The organism is Exiguobacterium sp. EF_C8 (assembly GCF_054956715.1).
The window spans coordinates 535,900-560,771 of sequence record NZ_CM143264.1; the positions used below are offsets into that span (position 1 = coordinate 535,900).

Sequence of the window (24,872 nt, forward strand, 5' to 3'; positions counted from 1 at the left end):
GGAGGAAAACACATGGCAGTGGATACACAGTATGGAGAAGCAATTTGGTTAGATGGAGTCTTTCATGATCCGAAAGATGCGAACACGAGCGTCATGTCACATGCGATTCACTATGGTAGTGGATTCTTTGAAGGAATTCGTGCCTACGCGACACCGGACGGACCGGCGATTTTCCAATTGAAGGAACATATTGAACGTCTTTTCCGTAGTTGCGCCTATTACCACGTCACAATTCCGTATACGGTTGATGAACTCGTCCAGGCGACGATTGATCTAGTTGCGAAAAACGGATTCGAATCTTGTTATATCCGTCCATTCGTGTTCCTCGGTACGCCATGGCAAGCATTGATGGCGAAAGATACGACAGTTCATGTCGGTATCTCTTGCTGGGAGCTTGGGGAATACTTCGATAAAGGTGCTGGCATCCGTGCCAAAGTCGCATCATACCGCCGCGTCTCATCAACGATGATGCCGATGCAAGCGAAAGCGGCTGCCAACTATATGAACTCACAACTCTTAAAAGGTGAAGCCATCCGTGATGGATTTGATGAAGCAATCGCGCTCGACATGAACGGAAACGTTAGTGAAGCGAGTGTTGCGAATCTTTTCCTTCTTAAAAACGGAACGATTCATACACCGTCACTTGATTGTTCAGTACTCGACGGTATCACACGCCAAGTCATCATCCGTTTGGCACAAGATCAAGGCTATCCTGTCGTCGAACGTCACATCGGACGCGATGAGTTATATGTCGCAGATGAGATTTTCTTAACAGGAACAGCTGCTGAAATCACGAGTGTCGGTGAAATCGATCATATCTCCATCAACGGCGGAACACGGAACGTCGCAGATGAGTTGCTCGATCTTTACCGTCAAGCCGTCACAGGTCAATTGCCGCAATATGCGGATTGGTTGACGTATGTGACACCAGCTGTCGCAGAATGACGACGCGTACACTCGTCACGATCGATCGGAAGGCGGTGCGACAGAACGTCGCATCGGTCTTCGCTCGATCACGTAAACATATTTTTGCCGTGGTCAAGAACAATGCGTACAACTTAGGCATGCTCGAGATGGTCGAAACGCTGACGGCGTCTGATGTTCAGCACTTTGCTGTCGCCGAGTTGTATGAAGCCATTGAAATCAAAACGAATTTTCCAGACAGTTATGTACTGGTGATGAATCCGACGGAGGATTTTGAAACAGCACGACGTTTCGGAATTGCACTCGGTGTCTCATCGCTAGAATGGCTCGCCCTAAACAGTAAACAGCTGCAAGGAATCGAGTTACATTTGAAGATCAACGTCGGGATGAATCGTTTTGGTGTCAGTTCGCTTCAAGAGGCGGAAGCTGTTCTTGCGCTTGCGCAAGCAGATTCGCTCGCTTTAACAGGTTTATATACACATTTTCCGCTTGCCGATGAGCCGGATGCGGATCACGATGGACAAGTCGAACGTTTCGTCGCCATTGCCGATGTGTTACGAAAGCGCCATACGTTTACGTATATGCACTCGGAAAACAGTGCGACGATCGTCAAACACGATCCGCGTCTCGCATTTTGTAATTATGTCCGCCCTGGAATCTTCTTATTCGGCTATTCACCGATTGAAAAGATGGACTGGCTCGTTCCTTCGCTCCGGATGACGACGGAGGTCGTTGAAATTCGCGAAATCGGACCGGGTGAACACGTTGGGTACGGGACGAACTTTACGAGTACAGAACCGATGCGGATTGCCATCTTACCAGTCGGCTATGGAGACGGTGTCGTCCGTGGGCGTGCCGCTCTGCCTGTTCATATTAAAGAAAAACCTTATCCGGTCATCAATAAATTATTCATGAGTCATACGTTCGTCGCTGTCGATGGGACGGTTGAGGTCGGAGACGAGGTCGTGCTATACGGGGATGGCGTTGAAATTGACGATATTACTCGGACAGGAGCAGCGAACAATTCAGAGCAGATGTGTGCCCGGTCTTGGCGTTTGACGCATCAGTATCTATAAGGAGGAACTTATTATGTATGGAAGTCAATACCTGACAGAAGAAAACAACACGTTGCACATCGATGGTGTCGCAGCGACCGATCTTGCAGCACAGTACGGAACACCATTGTACGTGATGGCAGAACGGGAGCTGACGGATCGACTGGCGACCGTCCGGGAACACTTCCTTGATAAGTATCCGAATACGTATGCTTCCTTCGCTTCTAAAGCATTGACTGTCAGTGCGGTGTATGAACAAGTCGTACGTCATGGTCTTGGAATTGACGTCGTCACGGGCGGGGAACTCTTCATCGCCCGTCAATCGGGCGTTCCAGCAGAACGAATTTATTTCCATGGTTCGAATAAATCAACGGCTGATCTTCAGTATGCTGTCGAAGAAGGTGTCGGACGAATCGTCATCGATCACTTTGCAGAGATTGCACAACTGGAAGCGATTGCGGCACAAGCTGGTCGAACGGTTCATGTCTTGATTCGGATCGTGCCACAAGTCATCGGTGGAGCGCATGCGAAAATTCAGACAGGTGGTGTCGATACGAAATTCGGTTTCTCGACACATGCGTCAGATTACTTGGACGCAATCGAAGCGATTTTAGCATCAGAACATCTATCGTTACTTGGCATCCATTGTCATGTCGGTTCGCAAATCCAAGATCCGTCGCTGTTCGAACAGACGGCTCGGACGATGATGGGCTTCGTCGAAACAATTCGTGTACAACATGATTTCACAGTCAGCGAAGTCAACGTTGGAGGTGGGTTCGGAATTGCCTATACGCAGGACGACCAGCCACTTGATTTTGAAGCGACGATCGCACGCGTCATGGATGTCATTGAGACGGAAACGGCACGACTTGGCATCGAACGTCCGCGAATCGGTATCGAACCAGGACGCTGGGTCGTTGCGAATGCAGGGACGACACTTTATACAGTTGGGGCAATCAAAGAGATCGAAGGCGTCCGGACATATCTTTCGGTGGACGGTGGAATGACGGATAACATTCGTCCCGCACTTTACGGAGCGGTTTATGAAACCGTCATCGCTAACCGGATGAGTGGCGAAACGACCGAAATGACTGTCGTTGGAGCAGCTTGTGAATCAGGTGATCTCGTCGCTGAAAAAGCGCAGTTAGTTACGCCAAAGAGTGGCGATACCCTCGCTGTATTTGGAACGGGAGCGTATAACTTCTCGATGGCAAGCAACTACAATCAATTCTTACGTCCGGCACTCGTCTTCGTTCGGGACGGGGAATCCCGCGAAGTCGTCCGTCGACAAACATATGCGGACTTAGTTCAGTGTGATCTTGGAATCAATGGGGTCCGTTCAGAGTCATAAGAGGTGAGGGGTCAAGCGATTGACGACAAAAAAACCGGCGCAATTTCGCCGGTTTTTTCATACATGTGACGATTCTTCTCGCGACTAGAGAGGAATCGTTTTTTTGTGCTGTGATCAGTATATTCATTTTGGGATTTTCAAGACTTGTCCAACGAGTAAGAGATTCGGATTTGTGATGCCGTTCGCCTGCATTAATGCTGTGACGGTGACACCGTAACGTGTCGCGATCGAGTAAAGTGTATCACCCGCTTTAACCGTATACGTCGTTGTCGGGATTTTTAAGACTTGACCGACATTGAGTAGACTCCAATTTGTGATGTTGTTCGCACTCGCGAGGGCAGAGACCGAGACATTGTATTTACGGGCAATCGAATAGAGTGTATCGCCCGCTTTGACCGTATACGTCGTACCGGTTGGGGTCGTAGAACGCAACAGTTCTGAAATCGTGACGAACGAATAGCCTTTTGCTTTTAATTTCGAAATCATCGTCGGCAGGGCGGTTGGTGTTCCTTTCGCACCAGCCCCAGTGTGCATGAGGATGATTGATCCAGGAACGACTTTTGGTATTACACGATCCAAGATGGCTGTTGAAGAGATGCCTTTCCAATCCGTCGAATCGATATTCCATTGAATCGTTTTCGTATAACCAGCCGCTCCGACGACACTCAATACCTTACTGTTACTCGCACCGAACGGCGCCCGAAAAATCGGTTTCGTCGTTTTTCCGGTCAAGGATCGGATGAGCGACTCCGTCCGGGATAATTCACTTGTCATTTGGCTTGCTGATAAAGTCGTGAAATCCGGATGTGAATACGAGTGATTGCCGATTTGATGTGTTGGAGAGGCGGTTGTGATGTTTTTAATCGATTGAGGATGGTTGTTTGCACCACTGCCTGTTAAAAAGAAAGTAGCTTTCACTTGATTACTTTTTAAGACACTTAATATTTTGGCAATGTTCGTTCCGTCTGAACCGTCATCAAATGTCAATGCGACGACTTTTTTGGTCGTCGTTCCTTTTGTGACAAACGTAGAACTCGCTGCATCGACCTGTGAGGGAATTGAAAGTGGGGTTAGGAGAAGCAATCCGATCATCATGATGGTGGGTTTCTTGATGTTCATCGTTAAGGGCCTCCTTCATCAAAACATGCTTTATCAGTACTCTTTATTTAGGTATTCCCTTTATTTTTAAAAAAAGAACTAAGAATTTCCCCTTTTTCAAAGAAATAAAACTGATTTGATGGAAATTTGTTTAAACCATAATCTTTTTGGGAAACCATAATATATGGAAATAGTAAAAAGGAGTGAGAAGGAATGATCGAATTCAAAAACGTCGGCAAGCAGTTTAAGGAAAATGTCGTCTTAAAAGGCTTATCGCTCGAGATTCAAAAGGGTGAACTCGTTGTTTTTATCGGACCAAGTGGTTGTGGGAAAACGACATCACTTAAAATGATCAATCGATTGATCGAACCTTCTTCAGGCACGATTTTGGTCAATGGGAAGGATATCATGAAGACGGATACGATCGAATTAAGACGCCATATGGGATATGTCATTCAGCAAACTGGTCTGTTCCCTCATATGACGGTCCGGGAAAACATTCAATTGATTGCTGGACTTGAGGGGAAAGATCACGATGAGATGGATCAGCGGACAGAACAACTATTAACGATGGTCGGGCTTGATCCGAGACAATTTATTGATCGTTATCCGAGCGAACTCAGTGGCGGACAGCAGCAACGTGTCGGTTTCGCGCGTGCTCTGATGAATGATCCTGATGTCATCCTGATGGATGAGCCGTTCAGTGCTCTCGATCCCGTTACTCGTAATGATTTGCAGGAAGAGCTTTTCAACTTACAAGAGGAAGTGAAAAAGACGATTGTTTTCGTCACTCATGATATGGATGAAGCGATCAAGTTAGCGGATCGGATATGTATCATGCGTGACGGGGAAATCGTTCAGTTCGATACTCCAGAAGAAATCCTGCGTCATCCAAAAGATGAATATGTCGAATCGTTCATCGGAAAAAATAAAATTTGGAGTAGTCCAGAATTCATTAAGGCAGAAGATATCATGATTGAGGATCCAGTTTCAATCAGTGGCAAACGTACATTGCTACAGGGAATTGAGATCATGCGTGGGCGAAAAGTCGACAGTCTATTGATCACTGATCGTGACCGCGTTTTACAAGGGCTGATTAAGTTAAAGAACATCCAAACGATCCCGGATAAGAGCCAACGAATTGAAGAAGTAATGGAGGGCGAAATCATTGCCGTCAATGAACACGATTCGTTACTTGATGTCCTTGAAGTCATGAATCAGGAAGAGACAGGTTATCTGCCGGTAACAGATGCAACAGGAAAACTAAGAGGATTAATCACACGTAGTAGCTTACTTTCCGTCTTGAGTGAGCAATTCATTCATGAGGAGGAAGTCCAATGAACGGTTTCTTTGATTATGTAAAAAATAATACCGATCAAATCGGTGACTTATTACTGGAGCACTTACAGCTGACGGTCTTTGCCGTCGTCATCGCCGTCGTCCTTGGGATTCCGATCGGGATTTTAATCACGCGTTATCAAAAGTTCGCGAAGCCGGTCCTCGCGCTGACGAGCGTCGTGCAAGCCGTCCCGAGTCTTGCTTTACTCGGTTTCTTGATTCCGTTCATCGGTATCGGATCGACACCAGCGATCATCATGGTCGTGCTCTATTCACTCTTGCCGATCGTCAAAAATACGTACACAGGTCTATCGAGTATTCCGGGAGATACGCTTGAAGCAGCAAAAGGAATTGGTTTGACGGATCGTCAAATCCTCAGTAAGGTCCAGATTCCGCTTGCCTTACCGATCATGATGGCAGGGATTCGGATTTCAGCCGTCACAGCGGTTGGTTTAATGACGATTTCAGCATTCATCGGTGCCGGTGGTCTTGGTTACCTTGTCTTTTCAGGTATTCAAACGGTTGATAATAACCAGATTCTCGCCGGAGCGATTCCAGCTGGTATCTTAGCGCTTATCATCGACTTCGTCGTCAGCCGGATTGAATATTCGGTGGCGCCGAACGGTATTCCGCTCGCAGATGGTCGAATTAAAAACAAGGCACGGAAGCGCCGTAAAGCGATGTCAGCGGGACGCAAGATCGCAATCGCAAGCATCGTCTTCCTATTGGTTGGTGGTACAGTCGCTTATTCTTTCCTCAAGGAAGATAAGATCGTCATCGGATCGAAGAACTTTACGGAACAGTTGATTCTTGGAAATATGTTAGCGGATTTAATCGAAGATAAAACGGATCTACAAGTCGAACGTCAATTAAATCTCGGGGGGACGAAGGTCGCTTACGGGGCGCTTGAAAAAGGGGAGATTGACGCGTATGTCGAGTACACAGGGACATTGTTGATCGACGTGCTCAAGCAGGAAGTCGAGACGGATCCGAAAACGGTCTATGCAAAAGTCGGGAAGATGATTCCCGAAAAAAGTCAGGTCGATGTCCTAGATCCGATCGGCTTCAACAATACGTATGCTCTTGCCATGACAAAAGAAGACATTAAGAAGTACGACTTGAAGACAGTGTCGGACATGTCAAAAGTCAGTGATCGCTTGATTCTCGGTTCAACGATTGAATTCGCGAACCGTGAAGATGGTTATCTTGGTCTAAAGAAGAAGTATCCGGATATGAAGTTCAAAGATGTACAACCAGTTGATGGAGGACTTCGCTATACAGCATTGACGAACGGTCGAACGAATGTCATCGATAGTTTTTCAACAGACGGTCTTTTGAAGAAATTTGATTTGACTGTACTTAAAGATGATAAAGAGTTCTTCCCACCCTACTATGCGGTACCACTTGTTCGTCAAGAAACCCTTAAAGAACATCCAGAGCTGAAAAAAGTCCTCAACACATTGAAGGATAAAATCACGGATGAAAAAATGCAAGAACTGAACTACAAAGCAGATGTTGAGAAGCAGCGTCCTGAAAAAGTCGCGCGTGATTTCTTGATTAAAGAAGGATTGATTTCTAAATAAACAGATAGAGCCGAGGCGGGAATCCGCTTCGGCTCTTTTTGTATGCGCGCTGACGCGCTATATCGTTTTGGAAAATACGTAATCAAGTGATTAAATTATTTTTTGATGCGACTAGCGAGCCAAGCGCGAACAGTGCGTTGCTGAATCATACACGTTCTTCCTCTCGGTTTAATGTTCCAAGGCGGTGCTCGGCATCTTTAACGATACGTACTTGAACCTCAGCTGTCAACCAATCTGTTTCGAATTCAGGTAATGTCGGCAAACCATAGCTTGGGTTACTCGTAGATGAAAATAAATCAGACATAATACGTTCTTCATATACTGGAATCATATAAAAATCCCCTCTCTGTGTCTTGATTCATCTCTTGCACCTCTAGTGTACGAAAGAATTGTAAAGACGGAAGAGGGGAGGTATTAAGAACCTGTGAACTTTGTAAACGTTTTCACAAACTTGTCAAATCCTCTGTAATGGCTTCACAACTATCGGCATATTGCTGCCCTCGTTTCACATATTTTCGAACTGTCCGTTCCATGATGAATCGATCATGGTCGCTGATATCGCGGACGATTTTTGCAGGAACCCCCATAACCATTGTCCCTGCAGGCACCTTCATTTTTGGCGGAACAAGACTTCCGGCAGCAACGAATGCACCTTCTCCAATTTCGGCTTCATCAAGGATCGTTGCCGACATTCCAATCAAAGCTCCTTTTCGAATGATACCTCCATGAATCATTGCCATATGACCAATCGTGACTTCATCTTCAATGATAGTCGGAAACCCTTCATACTGATGAATCATCGAACCATCTTGAATGTTGACGCGTTCTCCGATTTGGATCGGACCTTCATCTCCCCGGATGACTGTATTGAACCAGACGGATGAGTCTTTTCCGATCGTGACCTCTCCGATGACCTTTGATCCATCCGCTAAATAAACGGATGGATCGATGTTTGGAATAAGTGAACCGACACGATATTTCATGCGTTTTTCCCCCTCAGGCATTAAATTCATACTCTTTCATCTTGACGTTACAAAAAATAAATTGCAACAGCTTCCAAACTAATTGTAAGATAATGAAAATACGCTTACACCAGGAGGAGACAGGATGGAACAAACAGTACGTGAACGATTGATTGCGATTGCTGCAAAAAAAGAGAAAGCAGCTGTCGTCTATCAGAACATTTCAGTCATCGATGTCATGACACGTGAGACGTATACGGCAGATGTAGCGATTGATTCAGGCTTTATTGCTGCTGTCGGAGAGGGGTATGAAGGAGTCGAGAATCGTCCGGGAACGAGTCTGTTCATCGCTCCAAGTTTTGTTGATGCCCATGTCCATATCGAATCATCGATGGTACCACCAAGTGAGTATGAGCAGGCGATTTTACCACTAGGCGTCACGACGATCATCGCGGATCCACATGAGATTGCGAACGTCAAAGGCGCAGAAGGTTTGTCCTTCATGCTAGATGATGCAGAAGATCTCGCCCTTGACGTGCGCATGATGTTACCGAGCTGTGTTCCGGCGACTTCGTTTGAACATGCGGGGGCATCACTTGATGCTGCGGCACTTGCGCCATTCGTCAATCATCCGGGTGTCCATGGTTTAGGGGAAGTCATGGATTATCCGGCTGTCGAACGAGCCGATCGCGACATGTTACAAAAAATTAAACAGATTGAAGACGCAGGGAAACTTGTCGATGGACATGCTGCAGGACTCGGACCACGCGAAATCAACATTTATGGTGTCGCTGGAATTCGGACGGATCATGAATCCGTCAGTAAGGAAGATGCAATTGCACGAGCACGGCGTGGTCTGTATGTCGAAGTACGGGAAGGGTCAGCAGCCCGAAACTTGAAGGAAGTACTCGATGCCGTGACAGAGAGTAATGCCAGCAGATTTCTCTTCTGTACGGATGATAAACATTTGGACGATACATTACGCGAAGGTACGATTGATTATAATATTCGCTATGCGATTCGTCATGGGATTAAACGCGAAACAGCGTATGCGATGGCATCGTTGCACGCGACGAACGCGTATCGTCTAGACGATCGGGGAGCCATCGTACCAGGACGCCGGGCGGACTTCGTCTTGTTATCGGATGCCGATAACGTCGTGATTGATGAGGTTTATATTCAAGGGAATTGTGTCGCACGAGCAGGGAAAACGATTCGACCCGTTCGCCGTGCTCATGTGCCGGAGTCATTACGTGGAACCTTGAATACAAAACCGATCACACCAGAAGTATTCGCCCTTCCACTCGAATCAGCACGTGCGCATGTCATCGGAGTCATTCCGAAAAGCATCGTCACCGAGCACTTAATTCTCGACGTTCCACTTCAAGAAGGGCATTTCGTTCCTGTGCCAGAGGAGGATCTCTTAAAAATTGCTGTCATTGAGCGTCATCACGGGACATCGTTCTCAGCAGTTGGGATCGTCAAAGGATTTAAGATGAAGCGTGGAGCGATTGCTGCGACCGTTGCCCATGATTCACATAATCTCGTCATCGTTGGGGCATCAGACGAAGAGATGCAACTCGCTGCAGAACGTCTTGTTCAAGCGGGTGGGGGTGTCATTGCTGTTAATGGGCAAGACGTGCTTGCAGAGTTACCGCTCGAAATCGCTGGGCTGATGACGAATCGTCCTTTCCAAGAAGTCGGGGATACACTCGAAGCATTAAACGATGCACTTGATGTATTAGAAGCGGATCGGTCCTTTAATCCTTATTTGACGATGTCGTTCCTTTGCTTACCGGTCATTCCGGAATTGAAGTTGACCGACAGTGGTTTATTCGATGTGAAACACTTCCAGCATATTTCAGTACAAGCAAACTAAAGTCCATCGCGAGTCTGAGTCTCTTTCCGGGACTCAGACCGTTTTTTATTAGAAATAGATGATCTAAAATCAAAGAAAGATACTTTACAAAAGGTCTAAATATTCTTAATGAAACTTAATAGTTTGGATGTTGAATCATTTTGGAAAGCTTGTTATAGTAAGGTCTATATCATTTGTGAGAAATCTCACTTTCTTTGAAACTCTTTATTTAAAAGAGTCGTAGAAAAGAATAGGATCACTAAAGTGGAAAGGGGACTATATTTATGGATAAATCATATTTTGAAGGACATGAAGTCTTGATTGCGGACGTCTATCGTTCATTCACGCGTCAATTTTATGCACTTCCGACACATCGGCGAACGAAACGTCAATTGCGAAACCTTGCATTCTCCGTTATTCGTCAAGCCAGACCGACGTATGAAGAACGCACCGTTTTGTACGCCTATTTTGCTGAATTCTTCCGAGCAGTGGAAGAAGGACAAGATGAAGAAATCGCTTTTTATAAACAAATCGCACAGTAAAGACCCCCGATGGCTCCGTCAGAAGGGGTCTTTGTTGTTTTTAGAGATATCTTCAGGAAATCAAAAACAAGTAGCGGACGAGGTCCACTACTTGTTGATTAAAGAATTCGATGTGTGCGTCAGGTCCTCGTTTACTTGATTTCCATCCATTTAAAGCTCATATCGGCACCGAATGGGTGACGGTATAATTTATCAATGTTTGTCCGTTGCAAGTACGCTTCACCTTTTTGATAGATCGGCGCGATCGCGTAGTCATCGGTTAGCAAGATTTTTTCAGCTTCTTGCATATCAGACCAACGTTTCGCTTCATCTGCTTGTTGTTTTGCCCCTTTGATGAGATCATCGAATTTTTTGTTCGAGTATTCCATCCGGTTGAAGCTTCCGCCTGTCAACCACATATCGAGGAACGTCATTGGATCCTGATAGTCAGGTCCCCATCCAGCTGCAGAGATATCATAATCGCCCTTCGATTCGAGGTCGAGGAAGTTCTTGAACGGTTGTTGTTTGATATTGATCGTCAAACCAGGAAGATGTTTCTCTAGATCACCTTTTAAGTATTCAGAGACTTTCTTGAATGCATCTTCATCCCGTGAGAGCATGCTGAGTTCGACTGTTTTGACACCAAGTTCTTTCAATCCAGCATCCCAAGCTTTTTTCGCTGCATCGGCATCATAGCTTTGAAGATCCGGATATTTCGCTCGGAAATCCTCACCATCCGGTGTGAACGTGAAGTCTTTCGCAACGATGAAGTTTGCTGGTTTTGATCCATCGTTTAGGATGACGTCCGTAATCCCTTGTTTCTCAAAACCAAGTGCGAGCGCTTTTCGGATGTTCTTGTTTTTCAATGCTTTATTCTTTTGGTTAAAGCGGAGGAAGTTGATCCGAGCATCTGGACGTGTCTTGTAATCCTCTGATTTTTCATATTGTGAAACGAATTCAGATGTAATCGGTGCGAAGTCGACTTCTTTTGCTTCAAAGAGGTTGACGCCAGTCGAGATTTCCTTAACGACTTTAACGTTGATCTGATCCATCTTGACGTTTGCTTTATCCCAGTAATCCGGGTTTTTCTTATATGTCCAACCCGCGTTCGCTTGCCACTTATCGAGGACAAAAGGTCCGTTGAAGACCATAGTGTCCACACTTGTCGCGAACTTATCGCCTTTATCTTCAACGAATGATTGCTTTAATGGTAAGTAAGTCGGAAAACTCGTCAAACCAAGGAAGTAAGGTGCTGGAGCTTCGAGTTGTACTTCAAGTGTCTGATCATCGATTTTCTTGACACCGAGTTCATCGAGTTCAGCTTTGCCTGCCATAATTTTATTGGCATTTTTCAAGTCCTGTAAAATGTATGCGTATTCTGCGGCTGTCTTTGGATCAAGTGCACGCTTCCAAGCATAGATGAAATCATCTGCTGTGACGGCTGATCCATCCGACCACTTCGCATCTTTACGCAATTTAAACGTATATGTCTTTTTATCTTTTGACACTTCGACACTTTCTGCGATTCCAGGTGTCGGCTTGTTATCACCATCAAGTCGATAAAGTCCTTCAAAGACGTTGTTCGTAACAATGATGGAAGTCGAGTCCGTCGTTTTCGTCGGATCAAGCTGAGGTACATCTGTCGTCGAAACGAGCGTGACTTCCTTTTTCTTGTTTTTTGAATCAGATCCGCTTGTGTTTTCATCATTTCCTTGCCCGCATGCAGCGACAGCAAGTAGTGCGATGCTAGATAGTCCAGCAAACGCAATTTTCGATGTTTTATTCATGGAACGATGACCCCCCGAGAGTTAGAGTTAAATATTTCAGAAAAATGTGAACATATTGTTAATTTAAGTGAAAGTGATTAAAAATGCAACATAAATTTTCAGATAATTCTCACTGATCAAGGTCTATATCCTTAATTCCGAGTGATTTTAAATAGTCATAAAGTAGGAATATGGTCAGTTTATGCGGGGAATACATTCGTAATGTCAATCGAACCGGATCTCCTCGCATGCGCATATTCGTAATATGAACACCTTTTCGTTCAAGAGCGAAGATGATTTCAGATGGATCCAGATCAGCAGGAAGGAGCAAGTGTGCGACAAGGACGTTCGCTTCGAACCGACTGTTATTAATACGGCGCATTCCTCGAGTCAACCCCTCTAATAAGAAGAACAAAAACAAAACAAGAAAAACTGATTCCCATATAAATCCTGCACCGACAGCAATTCCAATTCCACTTGAACTCCATATAATGGCGGCCGTCGTCAATCCACTGACGATATCGTGAGGGCGACGCAAAATGACACCAGCACCAATGAAGCCGATTCCGGCAATGATTTGTGCGACAAGGCGCATCGGATCCATTTGAACATTCGTCGCCATATCGTGATAGAGTGAAACGGATTTGATCGATACGATGGTTAAAAGACAGCTGATGAGGGTAATTACGAGGCTAGTGCGTATACCGACCGGTTTATTTTTTATTTCACGCTCGAATCCCATGAAAATTCCAAGGGCAGCAGCTATTAGGAGTTTGAAGAGGTCCTCGAGCTGAAATACATGAATCCAGTTCATTCGTCTCAAATCCTTTCTTTACTTTAAAAGGTGATTTGTTATAATGACTTTTGTGTCTTTCGAATGAATATACGTAAGATGTAATAGATATACGGAAAAAGGAAGTGTCTCATCATGAATCAGCAAAAAATCGGCTTCTTTGCTCTCGCAGCAATGGTCATCGGTTCGATGGTCGGTGGAGGTGCCTTTAACCTTCCCGGTGCAATGGCCCAAAGTGCAAGTGCAGGACCTATTCTCATCGGCTGGAGTATCACAGGAATTGGAATGATCATGCTCGCGCTCGTCTTTCAGCACCTTGCAAACAGTAAACCCGAACTTGAAGGTGGTATTTATGCCTATGCACGTGAAGGGTTCGGACGTTTCGTCGGTTTCAACAGTGCTTGGGGATACTGGGTATCTGCATGGATTGGAACGGTTGCGAACATCACGCTCGTCTTCAATGCGATTAGTTATTTCTTCCCGATTTTCGCGGCAGAAAATCGGATATTCCTTCTTTTAATGAGTATGGTCGTCATTTGGGGATTATTCTGGCTTGTCTCAAGCGGGATCAAGGAAGCGACCCTCGTCAATCTGATTACAACGATTGCAAAGCTCGTTCCAATCTTAATTTTCATTCTATTGGTTGGGATCGCCTTTAATATCAAAACGTTCAATTTAGACATCTGGGGAGATGGGACAGAACTCGGTTCAATCTTCGATCAAGTAAAGGGAACGATGCTCGTCACGCTTTGGGCGTTTGTTGGAATTGAAGGGGCAGTCGTTTTATCGAGTCGTGCTAAAAATCGAAGTGATGTCGGAAAAGCGACGGTAACAGGACTCGTTGGTGTTTTAGTCATCTATATCTTAATTTCTGTCTTATCACTTGGCGTCCTTAGTCAAGAAAAACTGGCTGGATTAAAGGAACCGACGATGGCGTATGTATTAGAGGCAGCAATCGGACCAGTCGGCGCGACGATCATCATGATTGGTTTAATCATCTCTCTATCCGGAGCGCTTCTTGGATGGACGATTTTAGCATCAGAGATTTCATATTTGGTTGCGAAAGATGGTGCGTTCCCGAAAGCATTCGCTAAGACGAATCGAAAAGGGGCACCAGTCGGAGCACTACTGATTACACAGATCGCCACACAGATTGTTGCTGGGATTGCGCTATTCTCTGCACAGACGTATCTCGTTCTATCAAGTATTGCAGGGATTTGTGCGCTCTTACCGTATCTGTTATCAGCCTTGTACAGCATCCGGACTTCGCGGGAAGAGCGGAATCGAAAAATGTTACTCTTCTCGGTCATCGCATCCGCGTACTCTATTTGGCTCGTCTATGCGTCGGGCGTTTGGTACATCGTCATTGCGGCATTAGTTTATGCGCCAGGCATTTTAGCATATGCGTTAGCAGAACGAGAACAGCAACGGACAGGCATGTCACGTTATGAGTGGATTGCTAGCATGATTCTTGTTATCTTAGCCGGAGTGGCTGTTTACGGAATGGTCGTAGGAGAAATTCAATTGTAATTGTAAAAAACGATATGAAAAAAGAAGTCGTGGTGGATGCTTTTCCACCGTGACTTCTTTTTTTATTAAGGGGTTGAGAATCGTTTTTCGACATCCTGTACGGACAGTGGTTCAGAGAAAATGAACCCTTGCATGTACTGGCAATCTGTCATTTTCAAGTAAGTCAAGGCATGTTCTGTCTCAACACCCTCAGCGACGAGGTTCAACTCTAGATTGCGACCCAGTTGAATGATAGAATCCAGCAAAGCATGATCGTTCTTTGCTAGTCCATCAATAAACACTTTATCGATTTTTAATTCATCAATTGGAAACGCACTGAGATACTGTAAAGAAGAGTAGCCTGTTCCAAAATCATCAATCGATAAGCGGAAACCGAGTGACTTAATGAGGTGCATGCGTTCGACGGTTCGTTGTGTCTGTAAGATAGCAATATTCTCTGTCATCTCGAGCGTGACGGAAGATGGCGAAACGAGTCGCTCCGTTACGATATGTTGCAACGTTCGAATAAAGGAGTCACTTTGGAATTGGTGCGGTGAAATGTTGATCGCCATCGTCAATTCAGGGTCAATCGTTTGTTGCCACTTCGCGAGCTGTTCGCATGCTTCGATGATGACCCAGTTGTTGATTGGTGTGATTAGAGAAGCTTCTTCGGCGAGTGGAATGAACTCATCCGGCGGAATATTTCCGAGCGCCGTATGATTCCAGCGTAATAACGCTTCGAATCCTTTGACGGCTTGTGATTGAAGCTCGATGATCGGTTGATAAGCAAGGTAGAGCGACTGATCTTCGAGTGCTGTGAAGAGAGAACGTTCGAGTTGGATTTTACGTGTGAATTGTGTGTCCATCTCGTGTGTTAAGTACTGAATCGTTCCCGTACCAATTGATTTTCCCGCATAGAGAGCAGTTTCAGAGCGGCGGTATAAATCTTCAAGTGTTTTCGCTTCAGACGGATAGACGGTGATACCGAATGTGCAAGAAACGATGAGTGAATGACCGTTAATGTAATAAGGACGTTGTAACGCTTGTTGTAATTTTCGAGCATATTGAAAGAGTAGATTACTCGAGGGTGCAGGTAATAGGACACCGAATAAATCACTCGTCGGATGAAAAGAAAGGACACCCGTCGTATGTTCCAAAAGCCGTGTTGCCATTGCTTGAAGGAGTTGATCCCCGACATGTGTTCCAAACGAATCGTTTATGACTTTGAAACGATCGATATCGAACAAAATGAGTGCAATGGGTTCATGTGATGCAGCAGACTGGAACAATGCTTCCCCTTCGCGTAAAAATCCACGTTTATTTAATAAATGCGTCATCTCATGGTGATGCACTAAAAAATCAAGTTCTTCTTCAAGCACAGTTGTTTCCGTAATGTCGTTACCGATGAACAGATGCTGAAAACGAACGCCGTTTGCATCATAAATCGGAATCAATGTTGCTTGGAGATGTTTTCGTTCACCCGTATGTGAAGTGAGACTAAGACGACCAGACCACGCTTTGCGTTCACGGAGTTGTGTTCGGATTTCTGAGACAGTCGCACTAGTTTGATCGAGAATTACGGACCATGGCTGACCAATAAGCATTTCAGGACAGTAACCTGTTACATCCATGAGTTGGTCGTTTATATACGTAATTGCACCACGCGCGTCAAATACAGCGACACTGGCGATTTGATCGAACGCCTGACGTAAATCCATCAAACCTTGAAATAATGGTTTTGTTGTAATCGGTTGTTGAGCAGACGGAATACCACAAACGAAAGCAGCAACGACGTTGCCTACTTCATCAAGTAGAGGAGACAGTAGCAACGTTGAGGTCATGGGAGTACCAGACTTATGGAATAAGGAGGCATTCGGCAATTGGACCGATTGACGGCGTTCTAAAAAGGAATGCCAAATTTGATGGCTGAATGCCATATCTTCCTGGTCAAGTAAAGGAACGATTTGGCCAACGATTTCCTGTTGTGTCCAGCCCCAATGCTGTTCTGCTAACTCGTTCCAGGAACGAATGGTCAAATCGATATTTAAGATGAAAGACGGTAGTGGAAACTCTTGAATGACGACTTCATAGGAATCAATGGTCGAACGATCCATTACGTGCGCACGCTCCTTTATGATGAAAAGAGATGACGGTTCACTTGTCTTGTCTTTTCCCAATATATTCAATTCTTACGCATCCCAATCCTCTAGGTTATACATTTTTTAGATGAAGATTATACAAGAAAATCTGCTATAATGATCTTGAAAGCGTTTTCTAAAGAGCTATAAGGGGGAATCTTGATGAATCAAACAGAGAAAATCATTCAACAGACAGAACAGTTCGGAGCACATAACTACCATCCACTCCCGATCGTCATTTCAGAAGCAGAAGGTGTCTTCGTCACGGATCCGGAAGGACGTCGTTATATGGATATGTTGAGTGCTTACTCAGCCGTCAACCAAGGACATCGTCATCCGAAAATCATCGAAGCTCTAAAACGACAGGCGGATAAGATCACTTTGACGTCACGTGCCTTCCACAATGATCAACTGGGCTTTTTCTATGAAAAAGTAGCACAATTGACGGGTAAAGACATGGTATTACCGATGAATACAGGTGCGGAAGCTGTTGAGACGGCAGTGAAAGCAGCACGACGCTGGGCATATGAAGTGAAACAAATCCCAGGTGATGCTGAAATCATCGTTTGTGAAGGAAACTTTCACGGTCGAACGATGACAGCTGTCTCCATGTCGACGGAGGCAGAATATCAACGAGGATTTGGACCGCTTCTTCCTGGAATCAAGACGATTCCATACGGCGATCTGGAGGCACTAAAACAGGCAATCACTGAAAATACAGCAGCATTCATCTTGGAGCCGATTCAAGGCGAAGCAGGAATTTTAATTCCGTATGATGGCTTCCTAAAAGATGCACAAGAAGTTTGTCGTGCGCAGAATGTTTTGCTCGTATCGGATGAGATTCAATCTGGACTTGGTCGTTCCGGTAAATGGTTTGCTTCTGATTGGGACGAGGTAACACCAGACATGTACATTCTTGGGAAAGCACTGGGTGGTGGGGTATTCCCAATCTCATGTGTTGCCGCGAATAAAGATGTCCTTTCTGTCTTCAATCCAGGTTCACACGGCTCGACGTTCGGTGGTAATCCACTCGCTTGTGCCGTATCGATTGCTTCACTTGAAGTATTAGAAGACGAAAAGTTACCGGAACGTTCACTCGAACTCGGTACGTACTTCATGGAAAAATTAAAACAAATTAACAACCCGATGATCAAAGAAGTACGTGGTCGTGGATTGTTCATTGGTGTTGAACTAACAGAAGCAGCTCGACCATATTGCGAAGCGTTGAAAGAGAAAGGCTTACTCTGTAAAGAAACACACGAGACAGTCATTCGCTTTGCACCACCGCTTGTCATCACAAAAGAAGAGTTGGATTGGGCGTTCGAACGGATTGAACAAGTGTTAGGCGTTTCCGTCGCCCAGTAAATGAATACATTCAAATCGAATAACAGTGAACAAGATGTTCACTGTTATTTTTGTTTGGATGAGTGTCGGTATGGATACAGGAAATGTTTGAAATTCAGTCATACGGGAACATACAACTATCGCAAAAAAAACTTTTTAAATGGGGGTAATGGTTATGTCAAATGACAGTGGTCTCAATAAAAAAGCAGATGGTCTTGTTGATAAAGTAGCGGGTAAAGCAAAAGAAGCACTCGGTAAAGCAACAGGAGATAAATCGACAGAGCGCGAAGGTAAAAAAGATCAATTAAAAGGTGACGCCAAGAAAACCGTAGGAAACGTTCAACAAAATTTTGAAGATACAACTCGTCGTTAAGACCGTGGGAATTAAATAGAAAAACCGGACTGGAGGATTACTCTAGTCCGGTTTTTAGTGTTTGCTATAATGAATTTTTATACTAATAAAAAAGATAGTGAATAATTTGTATAAAGGTCTAGTCATTTAGATATTTATATGGAATAATTAAAAACGTAAAAGCGTTTACATTGTTCTGTCATTATCGTTTTATTCAGGAAAGGGTGAAAAGGATGTTGCAGTTTCTACAACGAATTGGTAAGGCTTTGATGTTACCAATCGCAGTATTACCAGCTGCCGGAATCGTACTTCGATTAGGTTCGGCGGATATGCTAGATATTCCATTGATGGTAGCAGCAGGAGGGGCAATTTTTGATAACCTTCCATTGATATTTGCCATTGGTGTCGCAATCGGTCTATCGATTGATGCGAGTGGGGCAGCGGGTCTTGCCGGAGCCATCGGGTATCTTGTCTTAAAAAATGGCGTCGACTCGATGAACAAGGATTATTCCAGTGCACAGATTCAAGCAAAATATGATGCGATTGCGGCGATCGTCAATGATTCCTCGACCAAGGTCGATGGCGCGACACTTGGTTCGATTGCGAACCAGGCGACGCTCGGTTCAACCGTCAATATGGCAGTATTCGGTGGGATCATTGCGGGTATCGTTGCCGGTCTTCTATACAATCGCTTCTACAATATTAAGTTACCGGATTGGTTGGCATTCTTCGGAGGCCGTCGTTTTGTTCCAATCATTACCTCAGCTGTCATGCTCGTACTTGCTTTCATCTTTGGTTATGTTTGGCCGTTCATCGAGCAAGGTATCAACGGTGCCGGTGAATGGATGGTCGGTCTTGGCGCAGGAGGCGCTGCTTTGTTTGGATTCTTTAACCGTCTCCTGATTCCTGTCGGCTTGCACCATGTTTTAAATAATATTTTTTGGTTTGTTTTCGGTTCATACGAAAAAGCAGATGGTACGGTAGCGAACGGGGATATTGCGCGTTTCTTCGCTGGAGATCCAACAGCGGGGATTTATCAAGCTGGCTTCTTCCCGATCATGATGTTTGCCTTGCCAGCTGCAGCCTTTGCCATCGTCATGGCTGCGCGTAAGGAAAATCGAAAAGCCGTTGCCGGAGCGATGATTGGTCTTGGACTGACATCCTTCCTGACAGGAATTACGGAACCAATTGAGTTCTCGTTCATGTTCTTGTCACCTGTTTTATACGTCATCCATGCTGTACTAACGGGTCTATCGATGGCCATCGTTAACTTACTCGGTATTTTACATGGCTTCTCCTTCTCGGCTGGTTTCATTGATTACGCCTTGAACTTCGGGATTGCGAAAAAACCATTGTTGATCATCCCGGTTGGTCTCGCGTTCGCGGTCGTCTACTACTTCCTGTTCTACTTCATGATCACAAAATTCGATCTGAAGACACCAGGTCGTGAAGATGAATCGCTCGTTACAGACACGGGAGTCGTTTTGACGGACTCAGACGATAAATATGAACAACAAGCAGCTCAAATTTTTGCTGGATTGAAAGGAACAGAAAATGTCACGTCGATTGACAACTGTGCGACACGTTTACGTCTTCAAGTAAAGGATCCAAGCATCATTGATGAAGCGGCGATTAAAGCGGCTGGAGCAAAAGGTGTCATGAAGATGGGGGCAACAAGTGTTCAAATCATCATTGGCACAGATGTCGAATTCGTTGCAGATGCGATGAAGCGACAGAAGTAAAAAAACGACCTTTCCTGAGATCAGGAAAGGTCGTTTTGCTGTACGTTCGCAACAGGTGCTGTTTTGCTCGAGCGATAGATTGGATAAAAAATTCCGATCAGGATGATGACGATCCCAATCCATTGAGAGCTCATCAGATGTTCACCTAAAATTAACACGGAACAGATGACTGCTGTCGGTAGTTCAGCTGCTCCAAGCAAAGAAACGCTTGCTGGGGAGAGGTGAGGCGCGCCCGCAGCAAATAAGAGCGGTGGTAAAATTAACGCGAACAGACCGAGCGGAATCGCGTATAACAGAAGTCCATTTTCGAAGTTCGCAGAGGACAAGAACGTCGTCGGTGGATACATCGTCATGACGAAAGCAAGACCGCCTGTCATCATGTAAAAACTCTTCTTGATGACGGGTAAATGATTGGCGATGCGTCCACTAGCGAGTAAGAAAATTGAGAAGCTGACAGCCGCTCCAAGACCGAATAATGTTCCACGGAAGTCAAGTGGACTCGAGTAAGCGGCACTCGCAAGAATGGCTCCGCCAATCAACAGAATCGCAGACAGGAAATGCGCGCGAGATGGTAAACGTCTGAATGCGAGCGCATCGATGATGACACCAATCCAAGTGAATTGGAATAAGAGAATGATTGCAACGGATGCCGATACGGTCTGAAGACTTTGATAGTACAGATAACCAGTTGTACCACTAGAGATACCGATCAACATGAGAAGACCAGCTGTCTTGAGATCGAGACGAAGATTTTTCGTAAATAAGGCAAGACCGAAAATCATCAGCCAACCGAAGAAAAATTGACTCCCAGAAACGGCTGCTGAGTTAAATCCAGCTGCATAAGCGAGTTTGACGATCGTTGAGAGGACACCATAACTGATAGCGCCAATGAGAACGAATAAGGTTGCTTTTGAGCGATGCATGAATAATTTCCCTCCATTTTTAGTAAAAACCACACAAAAAAGGTTGCAACGGGGCCTTGTCCAGGTTTTTTGGACAGGGTTTGGTTGCAACCTGTGTGATTTATTGAGTTGATGTGTCGAGCAAACGATACAGCCGGGTTTTCGTTTGATTATACCGAACGGTCAGCGTATTCCACTTCTTTAATGACGCGGTAGCTTTCCGTGTTAAACGATTTAAATCCGCTGTTGACTCATCAATCTTAACGAAATCCGGTTTTTTAGTCAAGCGTGAAAGCACTTTCTTTTCAGCGTCCATCGCTTGTCGATACGTTTTCGAGAACGTTTGAAACGTCTGCTGGCGTTCCTTGATGATTGCCACTAAGGCAGTTCCCTCTGTTTTTGCTTTACCATCAAGTTTGTTTACAGCATCCTTCAATTCTTCAAGATCAAGTTCAGCGTACGTTTCCTTACGTAACGTTTCTTCTTGTTTCAATAAAGAAAGCCGTTCGTCATTTAAGGCTTCTAGTTCCTCCCGTTCATTTTGAGAGCGTTTGATTTCTTCAGCACCTGCATCAAGAACGGCTTGGTACGTATTAACTGAAATTTCGTCCTTACGAGCACGTTGATCAGCTAATGTGAATGCTTTTTCTTCACCTTTGACTTGTTGCTCTAGCTGTTCATGAAGAGAGGCTGGTGAATCGTTGGAGCAGGCAGCGAGTCCGAAGCTCGACAGGAACAGTACTGCTACGAATGATTTTTTCATCTAGATAGTAACTCCTTATAAATTCGAGTATTGCACGAAGTTGTACGGAATATGGAAATCTTCATCATAAATCGCGAACTGATAGCCCTTTTTCTGAAGTCCGGCAACAATGGCCGGAAGGGCCTTGATAGCTTGTGGTTGTTCATGCAAGAGAATGATTTCAAATGGACGCTCTGCTCGCCGAATGACCGTATTTGCCACTTCTTTTACACTATCTTTGTAATACCAGTCCATTGAATCGATCGACCAGTCCCATACTCGGAAGTCTGCAGCGTGGATGGCAGATGCCATCTTTTTCGTAATGCCAGGATCAGATCCGTAAGGTGGTCGTGTCAAATGTGGTGTCAGTTTTGTTAAATCATAAATTTTTTTCTGAACGCTTTTCATTTCTGAAACGTACTGTCCTTTTTTGTACAATGTATCGTAATCGTGTGTTTCACCATGTAAGCCGATGTAATGTCCGGCTTTCGCAGCAGCTTTAACTTCTTTTGGAAAAACATCTACCTGTGATCCGAGATAAAAGAAAGTAGCGCGAGTATGAAGTTGATCTAATGTTCGAAGTAACTCTGATGTTAATGCGGATGGTCCGTCTTCAAAGGTTAAATAAGCGACTTTTTTGGTCACACCATTCCATTTTTCGACGCGTGCTTTCTCCATGTTGACGACAGGAACTTCGGTAATGGACTTACCGGTAGTGATTGCCTGTTGTTCAGGTGTGAAGACGTATCGATAAGCAATATACCCTCCGACTCCGAGAAAAACGAGTATAAGAAGTAAGAAAAATCGAGGGAAGAACTTTCTTTTTTTTGTCCGCGGTCGTGGACCGAGTTCGCTAGCGTGGCTTGAGGTAAATGGATCCATCGTTGTCTGTCGCTCCTTGTGTCAAAAAATATCATATACAGATAATGTAACATTTTAATTGTTTCTTTTGTAACAAATAGATGACAAAAAGATGACGGAAAATCGATTTTTCTAAAAATATCAACTTAATTAGAAATAGAGTATATAAAAACAAAAAAACAACCACTAGTTAAGTGATTGTTTTACATGTTATTAGTGTTCTGTTACAGCACATTCAACACATTCTGATTGATAGGATTCACATTGCTCGTCCATTTCTTTCCCACAATGAGCGCATGTCTTAACAGGAAGTTCACGATAAAACTCAGCAGACGCTTCTTGGTAAAGGGGTTGTTCCATGTGTTTTTCCTCCTTCAAAATAAACAAAATAGTCTTTTTTCTTGTTTTTATTGTATTAGTACAGAAGTTTAATGTCAAACATTGTTTTATAACAGATGATTTATTTGGAGTATTGGTAGAGGACAATGAAAAAGAGACATGCTACGATATCTAAGTAATCTGATAATAATAAGGGGGATTTGCACATGACACAGGCAACACTGGATACAATGCGTGTCTTAACAGAAAGACGTTCCGTTCGTCATTACGACGAAACGTTCAAACTTTCAAAACAGGAAGTGGAAGAACTATTAGAATGGACGACAGCGGCGCCGAGTGCTTGGAATCTACAACACTGGCATTTCACGGTCTTCCATTCAAAAGAAGCGAAGCAACAGCTTGCACCAATTGCATACAATCAGCCGGCCATCACTTCGGCTTCAGCAATCATTGCGATTCTAGGGGATGTTCAAGCCAATCGAAACTATAATCCGGTCTACGGTCCGGCAGTAGAAGCGGGTGGTATGACAGAAGAATTGTTCGATTCGATCAAGGCACAAGTAGAAGGCGCTTATCAAAGTGAAGCGTATGGTCGCGACGCGGCAATGTCGAATGCGAGTCTTGCTGCGATGCAATTGATGCTTGCGGCAGAAGCGCGTGGATTATCAACACTCGCAATGGGTGGATTTGATCATCAACGTTTTACGGAAACGTTTATTACCGAGTCACGGTATGTACCGGTCATGTTAATTGCTGTCGGTAAAGCGGTCGAAGATGCAAAAAAACGTCCAGCACTCCGTTTACCGATCGATCGAGTATCAACCTTCCTGTAAGTCATTCAAAATGGAGGAAGCGGGGGGCAATTCCTCCATTTTAATTTTTTTATTTTTTTTTTCGGAAAAAGACTTGTCAGCCTTTTAGTTTCTTGATATATTAATACATGTCCTAGCAAGTACATTACGTACTGCAAACATGATTCTGTAGCTCAGCTGGGAGAGCGCTACCTTGACAGGGTAGAGGTCGCTGGTTCGAGCCCAGTCAGAATCATACTGAAAGCCCGCTTCTCCTTTATAGGAAAAGCGGGCTTTTTTATTATTTCTTTATCTCATCCTCGGTGACCCATTTATGATTTTTCACCATCTCTCCACCGTCCGTTGGTTCATAGTTCACCATGTAGACAGTCGTTTCTTTTACTTCATCAATCGTCGCTTTAGCTCCATCCATACCTTTCATATGATCTGCCTTGACAGTCGTTTCATCACCAACTTGCAGTGGCTTAGTTGGAACTGGATCAAGTTCTTCCTGAATGACCCATTTGTGATCTTTCACCATCTTTCCACCAGTAGTCGGTTTATAACTGATTGCATAGACGACAGTATCATAAGCACCGGCAATCGTTGCTTTTGCTCCGTTCATTCCGTCCATATGATTCGTCGTCAAAGTGACATTACTGCCTCTCGGATAAGTCGGATCACTAGCTTTCTTTAAACCAGACGGTACCTTTCCGTCACTCGAATGCATCATATCTCCATGTGACATGTCGTGTGAGTCACTATTACTTCCATCGTCATTTGAAGCGGATCCACATGCACCGAGCCAAAGCGTAGAACTAAGAGCAAGTAAAGTTAACGTCAATGATTTTTTCATATTAAAACCCTCCTGAAGTCATTAGTCTTCTTTACTATACCCAGCGT

The 24,872-nt window shown here is 44.6% G+C and carries 23 protein-coding genes and 1 tRNA gene; 13 read left to right on the top strand and 11 right to left on the bottom strand.

The features are described from left to right. Positions 1-12: 12 nt before the first annotated feature. Genes ACY2IG_RS02835 through lysA form a run of 3 tightly spaced genes read left to right on the top strand, consistent with a single transcriptional unit; the run spans position 13 to position 3,330 of the window. A complete protein-coding gene (locus ACY2IG_RS02835) occupies positions 13-945 on the top strand; it encodes a branched-chain amino acid transaminase (protein WP_023467124.1) in 933 nt (310 codons plus the stop codon). Beyond that, positions 942-2,000 (top strand): alanine racemase, encoded by a 1,059-nt coding sequence (alr, locus tag ACY2IG_RS02840; RefSeq protein WP_056063461.1) that lies wholly within the window; start codon positions 942-944, stop codon positions 1,998-2,000. The genes ACY2IG_RS02835 and alr overlap by 4 nt, the downstream gene beginning before the upstream one ends. A gap of 13 nt (positions 2,001-2,013) precedes the next feature. Further along, complete coding sequence (gene lysA / locus ACY2IG_RS02845) at positions 2,014-3,330, top strand: diaminopimelate decarboxylase (RefSeq protein ID WP_035412379.1); 1,317 nt, start codon at positions 2,014-2,016, stop codon at positions 3,328-3,330. 123 nt (positions 3,331-3,453) lie between these two features. Here lysA and ACY2IG_RS02850 read toward each other — a convergent pair whose 3' ends face one another. Further along, complete coding sequence (locus ACY2IG_RS02850) at positions 3,454-4,449, bottom strand: LysM peptidoglycan-binding domain-containing protein (RefSeq protein ID WP_290788055.1); 996 nt, start codon at positions 4,447-4,449, stop codon at positions 3,454-3,456. A 192-nt stretch (positions 4,450-4,641) separates the two neighbouring features. On the opposite strand from ACY2IG_RS02850, the gene ACY2IG_RS02855 reads away from it, so the two are divergent. Further along, entirely contained in the window at positions 4,642-5,769 is a 1,128-nt protein-coding gene (locus tag ACY2IG_RS02855; protein ID WP_035412384.1) for an ABC transporter ATP-binding protein, read from the top strand. Further along, positions 5,766-7,349, top strand: a complete 1,584-nt coding sequence (locus tag ACY2IG_RS02860; protein WP_035412388.1) for an ABC transporter permease/substrate-binding protein — start codon at positions 5,766-5,768, stop codon at positions 7,347-7,349. The genes ACY2IG_RS02855 and ACY2IG_RS02860 overlap by 4 nt, the downstream gene beginning before the upstream one ends. A gap of 145 nt (positions 7,350-7,494) precedes the next feature. On the opposite strand, the gene ACY2IG_RS02865 is transcribed toward ACY2IG_RS02860, so the two are convergent. Continuing rightward, the gene (locus ACY2IG_RS02865) at positions 7,495-7,680 is read right to left on the bottom strand and encodes a hypothetical protein (RefSeq protein WP_035412391.1); all 186 of its coding nucleotides are present in this window, start codon (positions 7,678-7,680) and stop codon (positions 7,495-7,497) included. A gap of 112 nt (positions 7,681-7,792) precedes the next feature. Beyond that, complete coding sequence (locus ACY2IG_RS02870) at positions 7,793-8,332, bottom strand: gamma carbonic anhydrase family protein (RefSeq protein ID WP_047395039.1); 540 nt, start codon at positions 8,330-8,332, stop codon at positions 7,793-7,795. Between the two features lie 124 nt (positions 8,333-8,456). Here ACY2IG_RS02870 and ade point away from each other — a divergent pair, with 124 nt between their 5' ends. Both ade and ACY2IG_RS02880 read left to right on the top strand, forming a co-directional pair. After that, complete coding sequence (gene ade / locus ACY2IG_RS02875; protein ID WP_290788051.1) at positions 8,457-10,190, top strand: adenine deaminase; 1,734 nt, start codon at positions 8,457-8,459, stop codon at positions 10,188-10,190. A gap of 263 nt (positions 10,191-10,453) precedes the next feature. Continuing rightward, positions 10,454-10,711 carry a hypothetical protein gene (locus tag ACY2IG_RS02880; protein WP_035412398.1) on the top strand — a complete coding sequence of 86 codons (258 nt, stop codon included), beginning with the start codon at positions 10,454-10,456 and terminating at the stop codon, positions 10,709-10,711. Between the two features lie 131 nt (positions 10,712-10,842). On the opposite strand, the gene ACY2IG_RS02885 is transcribed toward ACY2IG_RS02880, so the two are convergent. Next, entirely contained in the window at positions 10,843-12,477 is a 1,635-nt protein-coding gene (locus ACY2IG_RS02885; protein WP_290754139.1) for a peptide ABC transporter substrate-binding protein, read from the bottom strand. A gap of 109 nt (positions 12,478-12,586) precedes the next feature. After that, a complete protein-coding gene (locus tag ACY2IG_RS02890; protein ID WP_290788048.1) occupies positions 12,587-13,270 on the bottom strand; it encodes an MgtC/SapB family protein in 684 nt (227 codons plus the stop codon). Between the two features lie 111 nt (positions 13,271-13,381). On the opposite strand from ACY2IG_RS02890, the gene ACY2IG_RS02895 reads away from it, so the two are divergent. Then, positions 13,382-14,779 carry a basic amino acid/polyamine antiporter gene (locus ACY2IG_RS02895; protein ID WP_290774806.1) on the top strand — a complete coding sequence of 466 codons (1,398 nt, stop codon included), beginning with the start codon at positions 13,382-13,384 and terminating at the stop codon, positions 14,777-14,779. Between the two features lie 65 nt (positions 14,780-14,844). Here the strand turns inward: ACY2IG_RS02895 and ACY2IG_RS02900 are convergent, their stop codons facing one another. Continuing rightward, a complete protein-coding gene (locus ACY2IG_RS02900; protein WP_290788045.1) occupies positions 14,845-16,872 on the bottom strand; it encodes an EAL domain-containing protein in 2,028 nt (675 codons plus the stop codon). Between the two features lie 186 nt (positions 16,873-17,058). On the opposite strand from ACY2IG_RS02900, the gene ACY2IG_RS02905 reads away from it, so the two are divergent. The 3 genes from ACY2IG_RS02905 (at position 17,059) to nagE (ending at position 20,334) form a co-directional block, all read left to right on the top strand. Continuing rightward, on the top strand, positions 17,059-18,261 hold the full coding sequence (locus ACY2IG_RS02905) for an ornithine--oxo-acid transaminase (protein ID WP_023467138.1): 1,203 nt from the start codon (positions 17,059-17,061) through the stop codon (positions 18,259-18,261). A 154-nt stretch (positions 18,262-18,415) separates the two neighbouring features. After that, the gene (locus tag ACY2IG_RS02910) at positions 18,416-18,613 is read left to right on the top strand and encodes a CsbD family protein (RefSeq protein ID WP_035412412.1); all 198 of its coding nucleotides are present in this window, start codon (positions 18,416-18,418) and stop codon (positions 18,611-18,613) included. A gap of 212 nt (positions 18,614-18,825) precedes the next feature. Further along, the gene (gene nagE, locus ACY2IG_RS02915; RefSeq protein ID WP_035412415.1) at positions 18,826-20,334 is read left to right on the top strand and encodes an N-acetylglucosamine-specific PTS transporter subunit IIBC; all 1,509 of its coding nucleotides are present in this window, start codon (positions 18,826-18,828) and stop codon (positions 20,332-20,334) included. A 20-nt stretch (positions 20,335-20,354) separates the two neighbouring features. Here nagE and ACY2IG_RS02920 read toward each other — a convergent pair whose 3' ends face one another. From ACY2IG_RS02920 to yhfH, 4 genes are all read right to left on the bottom strand, one after another. Next, positions 20,355-21,257: an EamA family transporter gene (locus ACY2IG_RS02920; RefSeq protein ID WP_290788042.1), complete on the bottom strand. Its 903-nt coding sequence runs from the start codon at positions 21,255-21,257 to the stop codon at positions 20,355-20,357. Positions 21,258-21,357: 100 nt separating this feature from the next. Then, a complete protein-coding gene (locus ACY2IG_RS02925; protein ID WP_290788039.1) occupies positions 21,358-21,999 on the bottom strand; it encodes a YkyA family protein in 642 nt (213 codons plus the stop codon). Positions 22,000-22,014: 15 nt separating this feature from the next. Beyond that, the gene (locus ACY2IG_RS02930) at positions 22,015-22,860 is read right to left on the bottom strand and encodes a polysaccharide deacetylase family protein (protein WP_290788036.1); all 846 of its coding nucleotides are present in this window, start codon (positions 22,858-22,860) and stop codon (positions 22,015-22,017) included. A gap of 192 nt (positions 22,861-23,052) precedes the next feature. Next, entirely contained in the window at positions 23,053-23,199 is a 147-nt protein-coding gene (gene yhfH / locus ACY2IG_RS02935; RefSeq protein ID WP_290788033.1) for a protein YhfH, read from the bottom strand. A 185-nt stretch (positions 23,200-23,384) separates the two neighbouring features. On the opposite strand from yhfH, the gene ACY2IG_RS02940 reads away from it, so the two are divergent. Both ACY2IG_RS02940 and ACY2IG_RS02945 read left to right on the top strand, forming a co-directional pair. Further along, positions 23,385-24,011: a nitroreductase family protein gene (locus ACY2IG_RS02940; RefSeq protein ID WP_290788030.1), complete on the top strand. Its 627-nt coding sequence runs from the start codon at positions 23,385-23,387 to the stop codon at positions 24,009-24,011. Positions 24,012-24,152: 141 nt separating this feature from the next. Continuing rightward, a tRNA-Val gene (locus tag ACY2IG_RS02945) sits at positions 24,153-24,225 on the top strand. 45 nt (positions 24,226-24,270) lie between these two features. Here ACY2IG_RS02945 and ACY2IG_RS02950 read toward each other — a convergent pair. Further along, complete coding sequence (locus ACY2IG_RS02950; RefSeq protein ID WP_290788027.1) at positions 24,271-24,825, bottom strand: YdhK family protein; 555 nt, start codon at positions 24,823-24,825, stop codon at positions 24,271-24,273. Positions 24,826-24,872: the final 47 nt, after the last annotated feature.

Coding starts and splice junctions, on each gene's coding strand:
- ACY2IG_RS02920 (WP_290788042.1), bottom strand. CDS start 21,257: ATGCATCGCTCAAAAGCAACCTTATTCGTTCTCATTGGCGCTATCAGT.
- ACY2IG_RS02880 (WP_035412398.1), top strand. CDS start 10,454: ATGGATAAATCATATTTTGAAGGACATGAAGTCTTGATTGCGGACGTC.
- ACY2IG_RS02930 (WP_290788036.1), bottom strand. CDS start 22,860: ATGGATCCATTTACCTCAAGCCACGCTAGCGAACTCGGTCCACGACCG.
- ACY2IG_RS02850 (WP_290788055.1), bottom strand. CDS start 4,449: ATGAACATCAAGAAACCCACCATCATGATGATCGGATTGCTTCTCCTA.
- ACY2IG_RS02925 (WP_290788039.1), bottom strand. CDS start 21,999: ATGAAAAAATCATTCGTAGCAGTACTGTTCCTGTCGAGCTTCGGACTC.
- ACY2IG_RS02890 (WP_290788048.1), bottom strand. CDS start 13,270: ATGAACTGGATTCATGTATTTCAGCTCGAGGACCTCTTCAAACTCCTA.
- ACY2IG_RS02950 (WP_290788027.1), bottom strand. CDS start 24,825: ATGAAAAAATCATTGACGTTAACTTTACTTGCTCTTAGTTCTACGCTT.
- nagE (WP_035412415.1), top strand. CDS start 18,826: ATGTTGCAGTTTCTACAACGAATTGGTAAGGCTTTGATGTTACCAATC.
- ACY2IG_RS02835 (WP_023467124.1), top strand. CDS start 13: ATGGCAGTGGATACACAGTATGGAGAAGCAATTTGGTTAGATGGAGTC.
- ACY2IG_RS02905 (WP_023467138.1), top strand. CDS start 17,059: ATGAATCAAACAGAGAAAATCATTCAACAGACAGAACAGTTCGGAGCA.
- yhfH (WP_290788033.1), bottom strand. CDS start 23,199: ATGGAACAACCCCTTTACCAAGAAGCGTCTGCTGAGTTTTATCGTGAA.
- ade (WP_290788051.1), top strand. CDS start 8,457: ATGGAACAAACAGTACGTGAACGATTGATTGCGATTGCTGCAAAAAAA.
- ACY2IG_RS02940 (WP_290788030.1), top strand. CDS start 23,385: ATGACACAGGCAACACTGGATACAATGCGTGTCTTAACAGAAAGACGT.
- ACY2IG_RS02910 (WP_035412412.1), top strand. CDS start 18,416: ATGTCAAATGACAGTGGTCTCAATAAAAAAGCAGATGGTCTTGTTGAT.
- ACY2IG_RS02865 (WP_035412391.1), bottom strand. CDS start 7,680: ATGATTCCAGTATATGAAGAACGTATTATGTCTGATTTATTTTCATCT.
- ACY2IG_RS02870 (WP_047395039.1), bottom strand. CDS start 8,332: ATGAAATATCGTGTCGGTTCACTTATTCCAAACATCGATCCATCCGTT.
- ACY2IG_RS02900 (WP_290788045.1), bottom strand. CDS start 16,872: ATGGATCGTTCGACCATTGATTCCTATGAAGTCGTCATTCAAGAGTTT.
- ACY2IG_RS02855 (WP_035412384.1), top strand. CDS start 4,642: ATGATCGAATTCAAAAACGTCGGCAAGCAGTTTAAGGAAAATGTCGTC.
- lysA (WP_035412379.1), top strand. CDS start 2,014: ATGTATGGAAGTCAATACCTGACAGAAGAAAACAACACGTTGCACATC.
- alr (WP_056063461.1), top strand. CDS start 942: ATGACGACGCGTACACTCGTCACGATCGATCGGAAGGCGGTGCGACAG.
- ACY2IG_RS02885 (WP_290754139.1), bottom strand. CDS start 12,477: ATGAATAAAACATCGAAAATTGCGTTTGCTGGACTATCTAGCATCGCA.
- ACY2IG_RS02860 (WP_035412388.1), top strand. CDS start 5,766: ATGAACGGTTTCTTTGATTATGTAAAAAATAATACCGATCAAATCGGT.